21 protein-coding genes are annotated in these 18,566 nt (G+C 63.4%); 9 read left to right on the top strand and 12 right to left on the bottom strand.

Annotated features, from left to right (window positions below; genetic code table 11):
* Positions 1-310: 310 nt before the first annotated feature.
* Positions 311-520, bottom strand: a complete 210-nt coding sequence (locus tag NKJ40_RS13775) for a tautomerase family protein (protein WP_254817859.1) — start codon at positions 518-520, stop codon at positions 311-313.
* A 27-nt stretch (positions 521-547) separates the two neighbouring features.
* Positions 548-1,465, bottom strand: coding sequence for an SMP-30/gluconolactonase/LRE family protein (locus NKJ40_RS13780; RefSeq protein WP_352466483.1), 918 nt, complete (start codon positions 1,463-1,465; stop codon positions 548-550).
* A gap of 256 nt (positions 1,466-1,721) precedes the next feature.
* Between NKJ40_RS13780 and NKJ40_RS13785 the strand changes: the two genes are divergently transcribed.
* Positions 1,722-1,889, top strand: a complete 168-nt coding sequence (locus tag NKJ40_RS13785; RefSeq protein ID WP_023721879.1) for a hypothetical protein — start codon at positions 1,722-1,724, stop codon at positions 1,887-1,889.
* 34 nt (positions 1,890-1,923) lie between these two features.
* Here NKJ40_RS13785 and NKJ40_RS13790 read toward each other — a convergent pair whose 3' ends face one another.
* From NKJ40_RS13790 to ccmA, 4 genes are all read right to left on the bottom strand, one after another.
* On the bottom strand, positions 1,924-2,499 hold the full coding sequence (locus tag NKJ40_RS13790) for a DsbE family thiol:disulfide interchange protein (protein ID WP_352466484.1): 576 nt from the start codon (positions 2,497-2,499) through the stop codon (positions 1,924-1,926).
* Positions 2,496-2,663, bottom strand: coding sequence for a heme exporter protein CcmD (gene ccmD, locus NKJ40_RS13795; protein WP_352466485.1), 168 nt, complete (start codon positions 2,661-2,663; stop codon positions 2,496-2,498). Before ccmD ends, NKJ40_RS13790 begins: the two co-directional genes overlap by 4 nt.
* A gap of 126 nt (positions 2,664-2,789) precedes the next feature.
* Positions 2,790-3,455, bottom strand: a complete 666-nt coding sequence (gene ccmB, locus NKJ40_RS13800) for a heme exporter protein CcmB (RefSeq protein ID WP_352466486.1) — start codon at positions 3,453-3,455, stop codon at positions 2,790-2,792.
* Between the two features lie 46 nt (positions 3,456-3,501).
* Positions 3,502-4,110, bottom strand: a complete 609-nt coding sequence (ccmA, locus tag NKJ40_RS13805; protein ID WP_352466487.1) for a heme ABC exporter ATP-binding protein CcmA — start codon at positions 4,108-4,110, stop codon at positions 3,502-3,504.
* A gap of 283 nt (positions 4,111-4,393) precedes the next feature.
* Between ccmA and acnA the strand changes: the two genes are divergently transcribed.
* Positions 4,394-7,084 carry an aconitate hydratase AcnA gene (gene acnA / locus NKJ40_RS13810; protein WP_352466488.1) on the top strand — a complete coding sequence of 897 codons (2,691 nt, stop codon included), beginning with the start codon at positions 4,394-4,396 and terminating at the stop codon, positions 7,082-7,084.
* Between the two features lie 84 nt (positions 7,085-7,168).
* On the opposite strand, the gene NKJ40_RS13815 is transcribed toward acnA, so the two are convergent.
* Complete coding sequence (locus tag NKJ40_RS13815; RefSeq protein ID WP_352466489.1) at positions 7,169-7,831, bottom strand: ceramidase domain-containing protein; 663 nt, start codon at positions 7,829-7,831, stop codon at positions 7,169-7,171.
* Positions 7,832-8,024: 193 nt separating this feature from the next.
* Here NKJ40_RS13815 and NKJ40_RS13820 point away from each other — a divergent pair, with 193 nt between their 5' ends.
* Together NKJ40_RS13820 and NKJ40_RS13825 are read left to right on the top strand one after the other, a co-directional pair.
* Positions 8,025-8,756 carry a DUF1223 domain-containing protein gene (locus NKJ40_RS13820; protein ID WP_352466490.1) on the top strand — a complete coding sequence of 244 codons (732 nt, stop codon included), beginning with the start codon at positions 8,025-8,027 and terminating at the stop codon, positions 8,754-8,756.
* A gap of 651 nt (positions 8,757-9,407) precedes the next feature.
* Positions 9,408-9,794, top strand: a complete 387-nt coding sequence (locus NKJ40_RS13825; RefSeq protein WP_031212724.1) for a DUF2794 domain-containing protein — start codon at positions 9,408-9,410, stop codon at positions 9,792-9,794.
* 4 nt (positions 9,795-9,798) lie between these two features.
* On the opposite strand, the gene NKJ40_RS13830 is transcribed toward NKJ40_RS13825, so the two are convergent.
* From NKJ40_RS13830 to NKJ40_RS13845, 4 genes are all read right to left on the bottom strand, one after another.
* On the bottom strand, positions 9,799-10,368 hold the full coding sequence (locus NKJ40_RS13830; RefSeq protein ID WP_352466491.1) for a GNAT family N-acetyltransferase: 570 nt from the start codon (positions 10,366-10,368) through the stop codon (positions 9,799-9,801).
* Between the two features lie 166 nt (positions 10,369-10,534).
* Positions 10,535-11,314, bottom strand: a complete 780-nt coding sequence (locus NKJ40_RS13835; RefSeq protein ID WP_352466492.1) for a Bax inhibitor-1/YccA family protein — start codon at positions 11,312-11,314, stop codon at positions 10,535-10,537.
* 218 nt (positions 11,315-11,532) lie between these two features.
* Entirely contained in the window at positions 11,533-14,082 is a 2,550-nt protein-coding gene (locus tag NKJ40_RS13840; RefSeq protein WP_352466493.1) for an ABC transporter permease, read from the bottom strand.
* Complete coding sequence (locus NKJ40_RS13845) at positions 14,082-14,792, bottom strand: ABC transporter ATP-binding protein (RefSeq protein WP_352466494.1); 711 nt, start codon at positions 14,790-14,792, stop codon at positions 14,082-14,084. Before NKJ40_RS13845 ends, NKJ40_RS13840 begins: the two co-directional genes overlap by 1 nt.
* A 108-nt stretch (positions 14,793-14,900) precedes the next feature.
* Here NKJ40_RS13845 and NKJ40_RS13850 point away from each other — a divergent pair, with 108 nt between their 5' ends.
* The 4 genes from NKJ40_RS13850 to NKJ40_RS13865 all read left to right on the top strand — a co-directional run bounded on the left by NKJ40_RS13850 (position 14,901) and on the right by NKJ40_RS13865 (position 17,037).
* Positions 14,901-15,545 carry an arylesterase gene (locus NKJ40_RS13850; RefSeq protein ID WP_352466495.1) on the top strand — a complete coding sequence of 215 codons (645 nt, stop codon included), beginning with the start codon at positions 14,901-14,903 and terminating at the stop codon, positions 15,543-15,545.
* Between the two features lie 137 nt (positions 15,546-15,682).
* Complete coding sequence (thpR, locus tag NKJ40_RS13855) at positions 15,683-16,279, top strand: RNA 2',3'-cyclic phosphodiesterase (protein WP_352466496.1); 597 nt, start codon at positions 15,683-15,685, stop codon at positions 16,277-16,279.
* Positions 16,280-16,285: 6 nt separating this feature from the next.
* Positions 16,286-16,582 (top strand): 4a-hydroxytetrahydrobiopterin dehydratase, encoded by a 297-nt coding sequence (locus NKJ40_RS13860; RefSeq protein WP_352466497.1) that lies wholly within the window; start codon positions 16,286-16,288, stop codon positions 16,580-16,582.
* Positions 16,583-16,674: 92 nt separating this feature from the next.
* Entirely contained in the window at positions 16,675-17,037 is a 363-nt protein-coding gene (locus NKJ40_RS13865) for a YkvA family protein (protein ID WP_352466498.1), read from the top strand.
* A 45-nt stretch (positions 17,038-17,082) separates the two neighbouring features.
* Here the strand turns inward: NKJ40_RS13865 and NKJ40_RS13870 are convergent, their stop codons facing one another.
* Positions 17,083-17,691: a methyltransferase family protein gene (locus NKJ40_RS13870; protein WP_352466499.1), complete on the bottom strand. Its 609-nt coding sequence runs from the start codon at positions 17,689-17,691 to the stop codon at positions 17,083-17,085.
* A 360-nt stretch (positions 17,692-18,051) separates the two neighbouring features.
* Between NKJ40_RS13870 and NKJ40_RS13875 the strand changes: the two genes are divergently transcribed.
* A complete protein-coding gene (locus NKJ40_RS13875) occupies positions 18,052-18,558 on the top strand; it encodes an invasion associated locus B family protein (protein WP_352466500.1) in 507 nt (168 codons plus the stop codon).
* Positions 18,559-18,566: the final 8 nt, after the last annotated feature.

Genomic DNA, 18,566 nt, shown 5'->3' on the forward strand with positions numbered 1-18,566 from the left:
CATCGGCCACCTCGTTGCGACGATCGAACCCGGCGAATGCAAGAACTACTTCGCAAACGCCGGATACGCTTCCGTCAAAACGTGAAAGACTCTAGGATCCATGCCGTGACATTCGTCGGAGATGCAGCGGTTCGGGAAGGCCGCCAGAGGCCTGACGTTGGACATTACACCGGCGCGCTGCACAACAGAATCGCACCGCTGTTCTACTGGTAGGTCACGGCATGGATCCCAGGGTCTCCGCGACGGAGCTTCGCTCCTGCTCCGCCCTGGGATGACGACGCTAGGGGCTGCGGCCAATCTGTGCCGGGAACTATCCCTTGCCCCTCCGCGTCTCGACGTCGGTCTCACCGACGAACCAGTCGCGTGCGGCGACCTCCTCGAAGACCACCCAGACATCGTTGTTGGTCAGGCCGGTGACGCCGGTGATGGCTGCCGTCACCTGGGCGGCGATCGCGGCCTTTTTGCCGGCCGGGTCATCGGCAATCACCTCCTTGACCAGGCGGATATTCACAAATGGCATGGCGTCCCTCCCCTGGGTCTCGTCTGCTCAATAAGTCTTGGCGCCGTTGACCATGAGCCGGACCATATAGAGCGATGTGGTGCCGGCGATGTAGAGGCAGTTCAGCTTGTTGCCGCCGAACACGCAATTGGCGACGACTTCCGGTACCTTGACCTTGCCGATCAGCGTCCCGTCTGGATCGTAGCAATGGACCCCGTCGGCGGCACTGGTCCAGATGCGGCCGTCCGCATCCAGCCTGAAACCGTCGAACAGGCCGGCGGTGCAGTCGGCAAAGACCTTTTCGCCTGAGACCGTCTTGCCGCCCTGGCCGATATTGAACACCCGGATGTGCGCCGGGTTTTGTGCACCATGTGTGCGGCCGGTGTCGGCGACATAGAGCTTGCTCTCGTCGAGCGAAAAAGCGAGCCCGTTGGGCCTGACCATGTCGGTGATCACCGCCTCGGTCTCGCCGGTGCCGGAATCGATCCGGTAGACATGGCAGGCGCCGATCTCGCTTTCGGCCTTGTCGCCCTCGTAATCGGTATCGATGCCGTAGCTCGGATCGGTGAACCAGATCGAGCCATCGGACTTGACCACCGCGTCATTGGGCGAGTTCAGCCGCTTGCCGCGCCATTTGTCGGTGATGGTGATGACCGAGCCGTCATGCTCGGTGCGGCTGACGCGGCGGCCGGAATGCTCGCAAGTAACCAGCCGGCCTTGCCGGTCGACGGTGCTGCCGTTGGAATTGCCGGACGGCTGACGGAACACGCTGACGCTGCCGTCGGTCTCGTCGTAACGCAGCATGCGATTGTTCGGGATGTCGGACCAGACCAGATACCGCCCGGCCGCAAACCAGGCCGGTCCTTCGGCCCATCGGCAGCCGGTAAACAGCCGGTCGACCTGTGCATTGCCGTTGAACAGCCGCGAAAAGCGCGGATCGAGGACTTCGTAGAATTCGCTGGCCATGGTTCCTCCCGGTAGCAGTCGCTTGGCGAGGCGCGATCAAGCCAGCCTGCGATCGATATGGCAAGATCGATGATGCGTCGGAAGCATTATGGAATGCGAATGCTGGCCCGGGCGGCAGGTCACAACCGGCTATGCGCCCAGCGCAATGGTGCATTGCAACATTTTATTTTTGCAACGCACCATAACTATGTCATGCTCCGTATCGATCAAGGGAGGAACAACTGGCCGCGAAATGCGGCGCAAAAGGAAACTCGCTATGATCATCGACAGCCTCATGAGCCGCGCTCGCGCCAGCATCGCCAAGCGCCGGCATTACAACCGCCTCGTCGCCGAAATCGACAGCTTCAGCAGCCGCGACCTCGCCGACATGCGCGCCGACCGGTCAGAAATGCTCTACCAGGTCCACAAGCAGATCTACGGCTGAGTCTTCGGTCGACCTATCACGAAACGGCGGGCCATCAGCCCGGCGCGGCCAGCGCCTTCTCGATCTCCGGCAACAGCAGCGTCCGCGCCGAGTCCGGCGTCAGCGGCCCTACATGCTTGTAGGCGATCTTGCCGTCCTTGCCGATGACGAAGGTCTCCGGCACGCCGTAGACACCCCAGTCGATCGCCGTGCGCCCGGCTTGGTCGACGCCGATCGCCTGGAACGGATTGCCGAGATCGCCAAGGAACCGACGGGCGTTTTCCGGCTGGTCCTTGTAGTTCAGCGCGGCCATGACGAAGCGTCTGTCCTGCGACAGCGCCAGCAGCACCGGATGCTCTTCGCGGCACGGCGCGCACCAGGACGCAAAGACGTTGACCAGCGTCACCTTGCCGGCGAACTGTCTTGAATCGAGGCCCGGTAAATTGGTGCCCTCGAGCGCCGGCAGGTTGGTCTGCGGCGCCGGCAGGCCGATCAGCGCCGACGGCACTTCCGACACGTCGCGCCCGGACAAGAGCTGCGCCAGGAACAATCCCGCCAGCCCGAGAAAGACCAGCAGCGGCACCAGCACGATCAGGCGGCGGCGCGCCGGTGTTTCCGTTTCCGTGCTCATGATTTTGCTGCCCTATCGGAGCGCCGGCGCACGCCGGACGCCTCCAGCTCGGCGAGCTCTCGCTTGCGGCCGCGCTGGTCGAGCAGGATCCAGCCGATCAGCCCGCCCAGCACCACGGCCGTGATCGCATAGGCGGCGGTGACATAAAGCGCGTGTACGCTCATGCTTTTCGCTCCGCGGCGCTTTCCAACCGGTCCGTCTCGCCTTGTTCCGACATGTCCTCTCTTAACGCCGCGCCACCGGCTCCGCAATTGTTCGCCGCGCCGCAGGCATGAGCTGAAGCCAACACATCAATCCGTACCGTGCCGCAGCGCCAGCGCCGCCGCCACCGGCCCGAGCACGGCAAGGAACAAGGTCAGCGCGGCAAGAATGAGGAAGGGCTGCAGGAACGGATCGGGGTCCGCCACCGCGCCATAGCTTGCAGATACGCCGAAGATCAGCACGGGAATCGTCAGCGGCAGCACCAGCACAGAGATCAGCAGCCCGCCGCGCGGCAGCGCCACCGCCACCGCGGCACCGGCAGCACCGATGAAGGTGATCGCCGGCGTGCCGACCAGAAGCGTCAGCGCCGTGGCGCCGATGCCGGCCGGCTCCATGTTCATGAACAGGCCGAGCAGGGGAGCGGCTATGACCAGCGGCAGCACGCTTCCCGCCCAATGCGCCAGGCATTTCGTCAGCACGGTCAGGGCCAGCAGGTGCCGGTCGTTGCCAAGTACCAGAAGATCGAGCGAGCCGTCTTCCCGATCAGCCTGGAACAGCCGGTCGAGGCCGAGCAGGCAGGCCAGCAAGGCTGATATCCAGAGAATCGCTGGCCCGATGCGGGCCAGCAGCCTCAGGTCGGGACCGACGCCGAAGGGGATGGTCGCGATGACGGCGAGAAAGAAAATCACGCCGGTCAACGCCCCGCCGCCGGCGCGGATACTCAGGCGGATGTCTCGGAGGAAGAGCGCTAGCATGATGTGAGATGCTTTCGCCCAGGCACCCCCCTCTGTCCTGCCGGCATCACCCAACCATCCCCATCACAAGCTCCCTCGCCCCCTCGATCCCCAGCGGCAGATGCGTCGCCGCAACCACGATCCCCCCACTCTCGAGGTGCTTCCCCATCAATTCGCTGAATCTCTCCTCCGAAGCCTTGTCCAGCCCTGCAGTCGGCTCGTCCAGCAGCCACAATGGCCGGTAGCTGACCAGCAGTTTTGCAATCGCCGCACGCCGGCGCTGGCCGGTCGAGAGATAGCCGAAAGGCAGATGGCCGATGCTGCCCAGCCCGACGGTCTCCAGCGCCTCTTCAACACCCGCGGAACCGGCGCCCGAAAAATCGCGCCAGAAGCACAGGTTCTCCGTAACGCTCAGCGCCGTCTTCATCGCGTTGAGGTGGCCGAGATAGTGACAGGCCGAGGCGGCCGACGGAAAGTCTTCGCCACCACCTTCGAACCGCACACGGCCTGCCGCCACCGGCAACAGTCCGGCGATGATCCTGAGCAGCGTCGATTTGCCGGCACCGTTGGGCCCGGTGACGACCAGCGCCTGGCCTTCCCCCAGCGCGAATTCGATGCCGGAAAATACCGTCTCGCCGCCGCGTTCGCCGCCCAGATTTTCGGCGATCAGCCGCATCCGTTCCCCTTCGCCGAAAATTCAAGCGCGGCTTCGGTGCGCCGCAGCAAAAATGGCAATTCCGTGTCTAGAACTATTCCAGAAAATTCTCTATATCCGCATCATCCGTGCCAGCGGTCGGCACGGGAACCGAATTTGCGCCGAACCAGCGCGCGTGCCGCCTTGAACGGCCCGGACGCTTGGGAACGGACAGCGGAAATGGCCGTACCCGCACCTTTGCGCGTGATTTGCATGCCCACTGGCGTCCGTTCCCTCCCCGGCAACCGACAGTTAGGGATCGCACGTGTCCAAATCACTCGACAGCTTCAATTGCCGCCGCACGCTGACCGCCGGCGGCACCGAGTACATCTACTATGATCTTGTCGAGGCCGAAAAGAACGGCCTCACCGGCATCGCTCAATTGCCCTATTCGATGAAGGTGCTGCTGGAGAACCTGCTGCGCAACGAGGACGGCCGTTCCGTCACCAAGGAGAGCATCCAGGCGGTCGCCGGCTGGCTGACCGACCGGGGCACCGCCGGCGTCGAGATCGCCTATCGCCCGGCCCGCGTGCTGATGCAGGATTTTACCGGCGTTCCAGCCGTGGTCGACCTTGCCGCCATGCGCGACGCCATGGCCTCGCTCGGCGGCGACCCGCAAAAGATCAATCCGCTGGTGCCGGTCGATCTGGTCATCGACCACTCGGTCATCGTCGACGAATTCGGCACACCGCTGGCTTTCGCCCGCAATGTCGAGCTTGAATATGAGCGCAACGAGGAACGCTATAAATTCCTGAAATGGGGCCAGCAGGCGTTCCGTAATTTCCGCGTCGTGCCGCCCGGCACCGGTATCTGCCATCAGGTCAATCTCGAATATCTCGGCCAGGTGGTGTGGACCAACAGCGAAGACGGCGAAACCACCGCCTATCCCGACACCTGCGTCGGCACCGATTCGCACACCACCATGATCAACGGTCTTGGCGTGCTCGGCTGGGGCGTCGGCGGCATCGAGGCCGAGGCCGCGATGCTCGGCCAGCCGGTCTCCATGCTGTTGCCCGAAGTCATCGGCTTTCGCCTTACCGGCAGGCTGAGGGAAGGCGTCACCGCCACCGACCTGGTGCTTACAGTTACCCAGATGCTGCGCAAGAAGGGCGTCGTCGGCAAGTTCGTCGAATTCTTCGGGCCGGGCTTATCGAACATGACGTTGGCCGACCGCGCCACCATCGGCAACATGGCGCCCGAGTATGGCGCCACCTGCGGCTTTTTCCCGGTCGACTCAGAAACCATCCGCTATCTCACAATGTCCGGTCGCGACGAAAACCGCATCGCCCTGGTCGAGGCTTATTCGAAGGCGCAAGGCTTGTGGCGCGATGCCGGTTCGGCCGATCCGCTCTTCACCGACCTGCTGGAGCTCGATCTCGGCAGTGTCGTGCCGTCGATGGCCGGCCCGAAGCGGCCGGAAGGCCGCGTCGCACTTGAAGACATTCCAGCCGGCTTCGCCAAGGCCATGGAGACCGAATACAAGAAGGCCGCCGAAATCGACAAGCGCTATGCCGTCGAGGGCACGGACTACGATCTTGGCCATGGCGATGTCGTCATCGCCGCCATCACCTCCTGCACCAACACCTCGAACCCGAGCGTGCTGATCGGCGCCGGGCTGTTGGCGCGCAATGCCAACCGGCTCGGCCTCAAGCAGAAGCCGTGGGTCAAGACCTCATTGGCGCCGGGCAGCCAGGTCGTGGCCGAATATCTCGAGAAATCCGGCCTGCAGAAGGAGCTCGACCAGATCGGCTTCAACCTGGTCGGCTTCGGCTGCACCACCTGCATCGGCAATTCCGGCCCGTTGCCGGCGCCGATCTCCAGGACCATCAACGATAAGGGCTTGATAGCTGCGGCAGTCTTGTCCGGCAACCGCAATTTCGAAGGCCGCGTCTCGCCCGACGTGCAGGCGAACTATCTCGCCTCGCCGCCGCTGGTCGTCGCCCACGCGCTGGCCGGGACCGTGACCAAGGATCTGACCACCGAGCCGCTCGGCGACGATCGCAACGGCAATCCGGTCTATCTCAAAGACATCTGGCCAAGTTCGGTCGAGATCCAGGAATTCATCGAGAAGAACGTCACGCGCGAATTGTTCGCCCGCAAATATGCCGACGTCTTCAAGGGCGACGAGTACTGGCAGAACGTCAAGGCGCCGGAAGGCCAGACCTATGCCTGGGACGACAATTCGACCTATGTGCAGAACCCGCCCTATTTCGCCGGCATGACGTCAGGCTTCGGCAAGATCGGCGATATCAAGGGCGCGCGTGTGCTCGGCCTGTTCGGCGACAAGATCACAACCGACCACATTTCGCCGGCCGGTTCGATCAAGGCGGCATCGCCGGCCGGCAAGTACCTCACCGACCACGGCGTCGGCGTCGCCGATTTCAACCAATACGGCACGCGCCGGGGCAACCACGAGGTGATGATGCGCGGCACCTTCGCCAATATCCGCATCCGCAACCATATGCTGGGCGAGAACGGCCGCGAGGGCGGCTACACCATCCACTACCCGTCGAAGGAAGAGGAATCGATCTACGACGCCGCCATGCACTACAAGAAGGAGGGCGTGCCGCTGGTCATCTTTGCCGGCGTCGAATATGGCAACGGCTCGTCGCGTGACTGGGCGGCCAAGGGCACCAATTTGCTGGGCGTCCGCGCGGTCATCGCCCAGTCCTTCGAGCGCATCCACCGCTCCAACTTGGTCGGCATGGGCGTCATCCCCTTCGTCTTCGAGGAAGGCACCTCATGGGCCTCGCTCAACCTCAAGGGCGACGAACTGGTCGAGATCGACGGACTGAGCAACATCAAGCCGCGGCAGAAGATGATCGCCAGGATCACCTACGGCGACGGCAGCGTCAAAGAAGTTCCGATCATCTGCCGCATCGATACGCTGGACGAGCTCGACTACTTCAGGAATGGCGGCATCCTGCAATACGTGCTGCGCGATCTTGCGGCTTAAGGGAGTAGGGCAATAAGGGAGTAGGGCAGTAGGGGAAGCAAGGACAAGCCACCTACTGCCCTACTGCCCTACTGCCCTACTGCCCTACTTTGGCTTTCCAAACCGCGCTGTCGCCGCCAGCAGCACGCCGAGCATCAGCCCGTTGAATATGTGCCACAGGAAATGCGTGCCGAGCGGAAAGCCGCCGCAGACCAGCGGATCGATCATCCTGCAGATGACCGATACGACGAAGATCGCCGAACCCGCCAGATTGTACCAGCCGGCGCGATTGCCGCTGGCCGCCACCCAGGCGCCGAAGAAGGCAAGCGCCAGGAAGGGCGGCAGATAGCCGGTCGTCCCGTTCGACGCCTGGCGCAGCCAGTCCGGCACGGCAAAGGTCACCAGCCCGGCAACCGCGTAAAAGGCGACGAAGATGGCGATCGCCTTGCCCCATTTCATGTCGAGAAAACGTCGCAGGTTGAACAGCGTGTAGGCCAGCGTGAACCCTGCAATGGGCACCACGTCGGCCAGGATCATTGCCCTTGTGGCAAAGGTGTGGAACAGCGACGAGCCGACGCCGATCGCCACCACCCACCAGGCCAACGCTTCGGCGAAGGCGCCGGTGCCGCGCTTGCGCACCTGCCAGACACCCCATAGCCCGGCGGCAAAAAAAGCCAGATTGCTCAGCGCATTGAGCGGTTCGGCCCAGAATTCCGGCCCCGTCCGTTCGCAATAGAGGTCGACCGGCGCCAGGAGAGATTGCCACATGCTGATTGCCGCCCGAATCGCTTCCATCGTGAAGTGCAAGTCCACCTATTGCGCCCTTGCCAGCGGTTGCAACGGCAAAATTTCACCGCAACGTGACTTCCCGTTGACTGCCGCTTCTGCCACATATTTCGACAATCAGAACAAAGCCGGCGTCACCGGCGGGATCGGAACGGCCATGTCATCTCGAAGACCAATGCGGCTTGCGGCCCTTGCGCTGGCCCTCTCGGCGTTTGCCGGCAGGGCGCTTGCCGAGCAAGCCGATAAGCCATTAGGCGTCGTCGAGCTCTTCACCAGCCAGGGATGTAATTCCTGTCCGCCGGCCGACGAATTCTTCGCCGAGCTTGCCGCTAAGGAGGACATCGTCGCGCTCGCCTATCATGTCGATTATTGGGATTACCTCGGCTGGCAGGACACGCTGAGCCGCAAGGAAAATACCGAGCGGCAATATGAGTATATGCGCGCCTTCGGCAGCCGTTCCGTCTACACCCCGCAAGCCGTCATAAACGGCCGCAGCCATGTCAACGGCGCCAGCCGCAAGGAAGTCGACGGCACGCTGGCACGCATGGAGAGGGTCGGCGAAGGCATGCGCGTCGGCATCAAGGTCAGCCGGACCAGCGATCGCGTCATGATCGATGCCGGCGACGCCGTGACCGGCCCCGCCGACGCGCATGTCGTCATCGTCTATTTCAACCCGCCGCAGACGATCAAGATCGGCAAGGGTGAAAACAGCGGCCGCAGCATGACCTACTGGAACGCCGTCTCCAGCATCCAGACCGCCGGCATGTGGCACGGCAAGGCGCAGCGCTACGAACTGCCGATGAGCGAGATCGCCAAGAAGGGCGGCTGCGCCGTGCTGCTGCAGTCAGTCGGCAAGGACGGCATGCCCGGTCCGATCCTGGGTGCAGCCTTTATCCGCAAGCCTTGAACTGAAACGTCGCGCTGCCCCTCATCCGCCTGCCGGCACCTTCTCCCGTATAGTGACGGGGAGAAGGGAACTGGCCGCGGCATCGGCGTTCTTTGTGCAACGCTGGTGATTGGCAAAACCGTGGCCGACTGCGTCTTTCTCCCCGTCGCTATACGGGGAGAAATGCCGGCAGGGCAATGAGGGGCTGCGCAGAGAGACGGTCATAACGCAATTAGGGGCCCTCGTATGGCCGTCTTAACGTGCCCCGCTTTCGGAGGCGATCCCAGCGGCCGGCCAATAAAAAACCGGCGTCAGCTTGCTTCTGACGCCGGTCATTTAGGTTTTGGGATCGTCGCACCCGATCTTTCCAAGGAAAAACCGAGGTTGGTTCGATCCGACGCAGACCCGTGGGCGGGGGGCTTGGGGTTTACGAGCCGGTGCCGGACCGAACCGTCTCAGGCAACGCCGGTAAATTCGTCGGACATTGGGGCATGAGCACGGATAAAAAAAGGCAGGATTGTGGCGAAGCATCACCAATTCCAACAGGCGTTTCGCAAACGTGACTGGACGCTGGAGAAACGGCGCGGCGCTGCCCTTGCCCGACCGGGCCTTGCAATTCGGCAACGAAAGCGCCAACTTTGGTCGGCGTACGATTCATTGCGAGGACCAGGCATGACTGATCGCAGCAGCGGGACGGAGGATGGGGACGCATCCGCAATATTGATCCCGCTGCACGAGGCAAGACGCGAGCGCCTCGACCAGCCGGTGCGGTTCGACCGGCGCGAACTGGACCAGATACTCAGGCTCTACGGCCGTATGGTCGCCGCCAATGAATGGCGCGACTATGCCATCGACCATCTCGCCGACCGCGCCGTTTTTTCCGTCTTCCGCCGCACCAGCGAAGTGCCGCTTTTCCAGATCGTCAAGGATCCGAAGCTGGCGCGCCGGCAAGGCGCGTTCGCCGTCATCGCCGCCGGCGGGCGCATCCTCAAGCGCGGCCAGGAGCTCGGCCGGGTGCTTGGTGTGTTCGACCGAACGCTGAAGTTGGTCGAGGCGTAACCTCTTATTTTTGTTCGCGGAACTTCCGCTCGGGCAGCGATTGCGGATCGGGCGGGATGGACGCCCCGCCATTGATCGGCAACTGCATGAACACCGTGTCCAGCCAGCGTCCGTGCTTATAGCCTGAGCCTTCCAGGCGGCCGGAATGACGAAAGCCGAGCTTCTCGTGCAACCGTACCGAGGCGCTGTCGGGTCGGCCGTCGCCGATCACCGCGATGATCTGGCGAAAACCCGCCGCCTTGGCCGCTTCGATCAGCCCTTGCATCAAGAGCAGCCCGACGCCTTGCCCTTTGGCCTCGGGCGCGACATAGACGGAATCCTCGACGACGAAGCGGTACGCCGGGCGCGGCCGGAACGCCCCGGCATAGGCATAGCCGAGCACGCCGCCGGCCTTTTCCGCAACGAGATAGGGAAAGCCGCCCGCCATCAGGTTGTCGAAGCGCGCGCCCATCTCGGTTCGGTTTGGTGGCTCGAGTTCATAGCTCGCCGTGCCATTCGTCACCGCGTCGGCATAGATTTCCGTGATCCGGTCGAGATCGGCCGACATTGCGGCCCGTAACGTGATGCTGCTCATAATTTATGCAAGTCGTTCATCTGCCTTATATCAAAGCAAAAGCCAGCACAAAACAAAGGGCGGCTGTTGGGCCGCCCTTTCCAAACTCGCTGGTCCAGTCAGACCATGATCCCGAAAAGTGGAAACCGGTTTTCGGAAAAGATCATAGTCAACAAAGAACGCCGTACTAGCGACGGTCGCCCATGAACTGCAGCAGGAACATGAACAGGTTGATGAAGTCGAGATAGAGCCTCAATGCGCCCATAATCGCCTTGCGGCCGGCGACATCAGTCTCGTCACCCTCGAAATACATCTCCTTGATGTTCTGCGTGTCGTAGGCGGTGAGGCCTGCGAAGATCAGCACGCCGATCGCCGAAACGGCGAAAGAAAGCGCCGACGACTGCAGAAAGATGTTGATCACCATCGCGATGATCAGGCCGACCACGCCCATGACCAGGAACGACCCGAACGCCGAGAGATCGCGCTTGGTCGTGTAGCCGTAGAGCGACAGCCCGCCAAAGGCGGCGGCGGTGGCGAAGAAGGTCTGCGAGATACTGGCGGTGGTGTAGACCAGGAAGATCGACGACAGCGACAGGCCGACGAGGCCGGCATAGACCCAGAACGTCGTCTGCGCGGCCGAAACGCTCATCGACTGGACGCGGAACGACAGGAACATCACCGCTGCCAGCGGGGCAAAGATCACCAGCCATTTCAGCGGCGAACCAAAGATCGCGTAGCCGAACGAGGTCAGCATCTCGCCGCTTGGCAACGTCGCGACGGCCGAGGCGGGATCGCTGGTGGTGGCCAGCATGATTGTGCCGACCGCGGCAAGGCCGGTGATGAGGAGGCCAAGCCCCATCAGATTGTAGACTTTGATCATATAGGCGCGCAGGCCCTGGTCGATGGCAGCATCGACGCCGGCGCCGGGCACGGCGCGCGTCTGATAATTGCGAACGGGATCAGCCATGGAAATCCTCATATTGCTTCTGCCCCGTCCGGTGTCAGGTCCTTTGAACCCAGGCGCCGCTGGCGGGGCTCCAGCATGCCTGCGCCGAAATATGATGGTTCTTGGCGTAAAGGACAAGACCGTAACCGGACGTAATGCTCCGTGAAGTGCGGGAGATCCGGTTTTATTGGCCTTCCCGGCCGAAACATTAACGAGATTTAATCGAAACCGGCTCTGGCTCAAAGATTCCGCAGCACCGGCGCCGCCTTGTGGCCCAGCACCCGCCACGTGCCGGCGAGGCCGATACCGACCGTGACCACCAGTGAAAAGCCGATGGTCGCCACCGCCACCTCGGGCATGAAGTGCGATGGCAGCGTCATGATGCGCGCGACGACGAACCATGCCGCCACACCGCCCGCCGCCAGCGCGAACATCGCGGTGGCAAGGCCGATCAGCATGTATTCCAGCGAAAAGGCGGCGATCAGTGTTCTCCTGGTCGCTCCCAGCGTCTTCAGCACCACCGCGTCGTGGATGCGGGCCCGGTTGCCGGCGGCGAGCGCCCCGGCCAGCACCAGCACCGAGGCGATCAGCGCCACGCCGGCCGCTGCCCTGATTGCCGTGCCGAGCTGCGCCACCAGCCGATTGACGATTTCGAGCGCGTCCTTGACCCTGACCGTCGTCACCGCTGGAAAAGCCCGGGTGACGGCGTTGAGAAGACGAGCATCGTCGGCCGCCGACGCATTCGTCTCGGTCAGCGTCGCCAACCAGCCATGCGGCGCCCCGGCAAATGTGTTGGGCGAGAACACCATGACGAAATTGATGCCCATGGTTTCCCATTCGACCTGGCGGAAATTGGCGATCTTCGCCGTGATGTTGCGGCCGAGCACGTTGACGGTGATGGTGTCGCCGAGCTTCAGCCCGATCTCTTTGCCTTCCTCGGCGGAAAACGAGACCAGCGGCTCGCCGACATAGTTCTCCGGCCACCAGCTGCCCTCGGTCAGCGTCGCATTCTCCGGCAGCTTTGCGTCATAGGTCAGGCCGCGATCGCCGCGCAGTACCCAGGCGCCTTCGGCCGGAACCTTGACCTTGTCGACAGCGACGCCGTTGAGCGCCATCACCCGGCCGCGCAGCATCGGCACCTTGATCAGCCTCCCCTGCGGTGCCTCTTTGCCGACCAGCGCAGAGAAAGCATCGACGTCGCCGCTCTGGATATCGACGAAGAAGAAGTTCGGCGCCCGTTCCGGCAGGCTGCCCGAGATCTGCCGCCTGAGATTGCCGTCGATCAGCGCCAACGTCACCAGCAGCGTCAGCCCGAGGCCAAGCGACAGAACCACGGATGGCGTCAAGGCGCCTGGCCGATGGATGTTGCCGATGGCGAGCCTGAGCGCGGTCGAGCGCACGCGCGGGCTTTTCTTCGCCGCCCACTGCACCAGCGTGCCGACGACACGCAGCACCAGGAACGACAAGACCGTGGCGCCGACGAAGATCGAGGCAATATGGCGGTCGCCGGAAAACAGGATCGCCAGTACCGCCAGGAGCAGGGCGATACCCAATGCCGCGGCGATATAGAGCGGGCGGGGAAAACCCCGGCCCTCGAAACCCATTTCGCGAAACAGCGCCGTTGCCGGCACGTCGCGGGCGCGGCCGAGCGGCAGCAAGGCGAAAGCCAGCGTCACCAGCAGCCCGAACAGCGCTGCCATGCCGAGGGCGCCGGGATAGAACCCACCTTCCGCCGGCACCGGAATAACCGATTGGAGTGCCGCGCTGGCCGCGAACGGCATCAGCGCGCCAAGCACAAGGCCTAGCGTGATGCCGAGCGCGGCGATCATCAGAATCTGCACCAGATAGACGGCAAAGACGAACCCTCCCGAAGCCCCCAGGCTCTTGAAGGTGGCGATGACGCCGCGCTTGCCGTCGAGATAGGCACGCACGGCATTGGCCACGCCGACGCCCCCGACCACCAGCGCCGTCAGCCCGACCAGCGTCAGGAATTGCGAAAACCGCTCGATGTTCGAGGACAGCGCCGGCGCTGCGTTGCTGCGCGTGCGGATCGACCAGCCGGCCTGCGGGAACTCTTTTGCCGCCTGCTCCTGGATCGCCTTGATCTGTGTCTCAGTGGTGCCTCCGGGCAGGCGAACCTTATAGGCGTTCTCGACCAGGCTGCCCGGCTGGATCAGGCCGGAAGCGGCAAGCCCGTCGGTCGACACCATCAGCCGCGGCGCAAAGCCGAAGCCATCCGACACCGCATCCGGCTCGTTGACCAGCCTGGCGCGCAGCTCGAAGGTCGCGCTGCCGAGCTTCAGCCGGTCACCGATGCCAAGGTTCAGCCGCTCGAACAAAAGGTCCGGCGCCGCGGCGCCGAAGACTCCGGATTTTTGGTCGAACAGATCCTCTCGCGACAGCACCGGCTCGGTCTCCAGCGCGCCATAGAGCGGATAGGCGCCGTCGACCGCCTTGGCCTCGACCAGCGCCTGGTCGGAGCCGTCCTCGAGCCTGGCCATCGAGCGCATGTTGGCGCTGTGCGAAACGGTGCCTAGCCGGTCGAGGAAGCTGCGTTCGGCTCTGGTAGGATCGCGCTGGTTGAGCTGGAAGCGGAGATCGCCGCCAAGCAGCGTCTGGCCCTGATCGGCAACACCGGCGGAAATCGCCTGCGCCACCGAATTGACGCCGCCGATTGCCGCGACGCCGAGCGCGATGCAGGCAAGGAAGATCAGGAAGCCGGACAGCCCGCCACGCATTTCTCGCAGCGAAAACCGAAAGGCGAGCCTCAGCGTTTGCGACAGCGGCATCAGGCGGTCACCTTGCCGGCCCTGGTGGCCGGCTCAGGCGCGTCCTCGATCAGCCCCGACCGCATCGACACCTGGCGCGAGCAGCGCGCCGCGAGCACCGGGTCATGCGTGACCAGCACCAGCGTCATGCCGCGTTCGGCCGCCTTGGCAAACAGCAGGTCGGCGACGTGCCGCCCCGTCGCCTGGTCGAGATTGCCGGTCGGCTCGTCGGCGATCAGGATGCGTGGCGACGGCGCCAGCGCCCGGGCGATCGCCACGCGCTGCTGCTCGCCGCCAGACAATTCGCCGGGGTAATGGGTGACGCGATCGCTGAGGCCGACCGCCGCCAGCTCGCGCGCCGCCACGCCGAATGGATCGGCATGGCCGGCCAATTCCAGTGGCACCGCGACATTTTCCAGCGCTGTCATGTTGGGGATGAGATGGAACGACTGGAACACGATGCCAATGTTTCGCCCTCGAAACGATGCAATCTGGTCTTCGCTTTTACCGTTGAGCAGCTCGCCGGCAATTCGTACCGTTCCCGAATCGACCCTTTCAAGCCCTGCCAGAACCATCAACAATGTCGACTTTCCCGAACCTGACGGTCCAACGATGCCTGTCGCTTCGCCGCTTGCTACATCCAGGCTGACGCCTTTCAACACATGGACCGAGGATGCACCTTCGCCGAGTGTCAGCGATACGTCTTTCAGCGAAATGACGGCTTCTTCCAAAATCAAATCGTCCTATATGGGGAATGAGGGCTAGGGGATCAGATGCTCGACAAAGATGAAAACCTGCCTTCGCCAAACCGATGTTCCTGGTCATATGGGGCCTGCCGCATGGCTTTCAAACACACCTTTGCCGCAGCCTTCGCCCTTTTTCTCACCATTTGCGGCGCCATTTCGTCGGCGCGCGCCGAACCCTTCACCATTGTCGGTTTCGGCGACAGCTTGATGGCGGGTTATGGCCTCGGGCCAGGCCAGGGCTTCACCGAAAAACTGCAGGCAGCGCTTCGCGCCAAGGGCTACGATGTCACGGTCGCCAATGCCGGCGTCTCCGGCGATACGACGAGCGGCGGCCTGTCGCGGCTCGACTGGTCGGTGCCGGACGGCACGCAACTCGTCATCCTGGAGCTCGGCGCCAACGACATGCTGCGCGGCGTTTCGCCCGCGATAGCGGAAAAGAACCTGGACGCCATGCTGGCAAAGCTGAAGCAGCGCAAGATCGCTGTGTTGCTGGCCGGGATGCGCGCCGCGCCCAATCTCGGCGCCGATTACCAGAACGCCTTCGACGCGACCTTTCCGAGACTGGCTGAAAAATACGGCGTGCCGCTCTATCCTTTCTTTCTCGAGGGCATCGCCGGCCAATCCGTCCTGCAACTCGAAGACGGTCTTCATCCAAACGCCCGAGGCGTCGACCGCATCGTCGAGGGTATCCTGCCCAGTGTGGAGAAGGCCATTGAAGCGGTCCGGGGCAATTCCTGAAGGCGAGGGTTCGCCGTCGCAACACCTTCCGCTGGGGAAGCTTTTAGGCAGGCCTGCGACCAACAAACCCCTTGCCCCGTTTGAATATCGATGATTCGCTAGGGGCAAGAGTTCGATTCGAGGACAGGAGGCTTCCCATGCCGCGTCTTTTTACCGCCCTCGAAATACCGCGTGATGCCGCTCTTTCGTTGTCCCTGCTCAGGGGCGGCTTGCCTGGAGCCCGCTGGATCGACGTCGAAAACTATCATCTGACGCTGCGCTTCATCGGCGATGTCGAGGGCCACGTCGCCGACGAGATCGCCAACGCGCTCGACCGCGTTCACCGCCCGTCCTTCCCGCTGACGCTGTCCGGCGTCGGCGCCTTCGGCCAGAAGAAACCGCATGCGGTGTGGGCCGGGGTCGCCGCTTCGCCCGATCTTTCCGCATTGCAGGCCGAGATCGAGCGCATCTGCCAGCGGCTCGGCATCCCGGCCGACCCGCGCAAATTCATGCCGCATGTGACGCTGGCCCGCCTGCGCAATTCGAGCCCGCTCGACGTCGCCCAGTATCTGTCGGCGCGCGGCAATTTTTCGACGCTGCCGTTCCGGGTCGGCCGCTTCGTGCTGATGTCGTCGCGCGACTCGGTCGGCGGCGGGCCTTACGTCGTCGAGGAAGCCTGGCCGCTTTCGGGTGCCGACAGCCGGGCCGCCAGCCGTTTGGTCGGTGCCGCCGACGCTTCGCGGATCATGCGGTAGACGGACATGGCCAGGGAGAAACTAGCAAAAGAGGCGATCAGCGCCGAACTTGCCGGCCTCGACGGCTGGTCGCTGGCCAAGGATGGCGGCTCGATCACGCGCAGCTTCACCTTCAAGAATTTCTCCGAAGCTTTTGCCTTCATGACCCGCGTCGCCCTGGCGGCCGAGAAGATGGACCACCACCCCGACTGGTCGAACGTCTACAAGACGGTAAACGTAACCCTCAACACGCACGACGCCGGCGGCCTGACGGCGCTGGATTTCGATCTGGCCAGGAAGATGAACCGCTATTTCGGCGGCTGAGCCTATCTGCACCTTGCAGCGAGGTTCAGCTTTCACCACATTTTGCCTCGCGGTCACGCGTGAAGTCACGCGACGGCCGGAAGGAGAGATTGATGGCGCAAAAATCCGGTTTTGATTTCTTCGGCCTCGGCAGCAAGCCGGGCAAAGAGAGCGAAGTGCGCGAAAAGTTCTGGCGTACGGCGAAGAAGGCCGCCCGGCAGATCCCGTTCATGGAAGAGGTGGTCGCCGCCTATTACTGCGCCATGGACAAGAAGACGCCGTTGCGCGCCAAGGGCACCTTGCTGGCTGCGCTCGGCTATTTCGTGCTGCCGACGGACGTCATCCCCGATTTCATCCTTGGGCTTGGCTTCACCGACGACATCGCCGTGCTGACCGCCGCGATTACCGCCGTCAGCGCCCACATCACGCCAGCGCACCGGCTCGCCGCCAAGCAGGCCATCGCCGACAAGAGCTGAGCCGGTGCGGCGCAAAAAATCGCGCGAGAACCGACTTTCCGGCGGTCAAACCCACCGCCGCACCCGCGCCTTGTAGGCGCGATAGGCATCTCCGAATTTACGCTCGAGATAACGCTCTTCCGGCGCGATGACGCCGGTATTGATCACCCACAGCAGGGGGATGACGAGCGCGATGCCCCAAAGACTCCCGGCCGCGACGCCGAGGCCCAGATAGATAAGGGTCGCTCCCAGATAGAACGGGTTCCTGGTCCGCCGATAGATCCCGTCGACGACCAGCGCGGTCGTTGGCAAGGTCGGTGGTATGTTGGTTCCAGCGGCCTGAAAGCGGCCCGCCGCCATAAAGATGAGCACGAAGCCGCACACCGCGAGCACAGCGCCGGCCAGATAGCGGGCGAGGGCCTGCCCGGCCATGACCGGCAGCGGAACGAGCACCTCGAGCACGGTTGCCGCCGCCAGGAAGCCGAGGAAGATCAAAGGCGGCAGCGCAATGACCCCGGCCACGTCGGGCGCGCCCGATCCGCCCGCGGCGGCCGCGCCAGCGGACCGGGGCCCGGGGGCACCGGCCGGCGCGCGGACGGCGACACGAATGCCGAACACGATCGCCAGGACGACTGTGCCGCCTGCCAGAATCAGAACTGTCTCGGAAATGGTCACGACCAAATCTCCCGTAAGCCGCCAAGGAGGGCACGCTGGCCGAGTGCCGTAGCGGCGAACGCAGACATGGTACCGCCTGCAGGGAAATTCGTCACGTACCTCGGAAAAGCGAGAATCGCCGCAAGACCTAGCTGCTTGAAAAGTCAAACTCTTGCCGTTTTCGTGGCCTCCAAGTCGCGGCAGGGACATTGCGTCAGCCGCTTTTTCGAGCGGCAGCGCTAAGATGGCGGCGGTTTCCTGGCGTGAACATCCTTTTCTCAGGGAAATTCACCGTTTGGTAACCCAGATTAAATCAAAATGAAGCGACGGGCAGGACGCCGAGCCGGCCTGCCGCCGCACCAGTGGAATACGGGAAAAGCGATGCGCGGATTGATTGCTATAGTTTCCAGCCTGGCCCTGGTGGCCATTACGGCGCCCGCGCTGGCGCAGTCGGCAACCAAGATCGGCCAGCACAATGCCTGGGGCACCTACAGTTATCAGGCGTCGGGCGGCGGCAAGGTCTGCTATGTCCTGACGGTGCCAACCGACAAGCAGCCGCCGACGCTGGATCACGGCGACATGTTCTTCTTCGTCAGCCAGCGGCCGGGGCAGCAAGTGTCCTACGAGCCCCAATTCATCGCCGGCTACACCTTCCAGGAAGGTTCCAAGGCCACCGTCACCATCGACAAGAAGTCGTTCTCCATGTTCACGCGCGGCAAGTCGGCCTGGGTCGAGAACGCCGCCGAGGAGCCCGTGCTGATCGCCGCAATGAAGACCGGCACCGACATGAAGGTGTCGGCCAAGTCCGGCCGCGGCAATACCACCACCTACGTCTTCTCGCTGAAGGGCATCTCGGCGGCGCTGGCCTCGATCGCCAAGTGCAAGTAGGCTAGAGC

This window comes from Mesorhizobium sp. M0119, from assembly GCF_040322615.1.
Classification (GTDB): domain Bacteria; phylum Pseudomonadota; class Alphaproteobacteria; order Rhizobiales; family Rhizobiaceae; genus Mesorhizobium.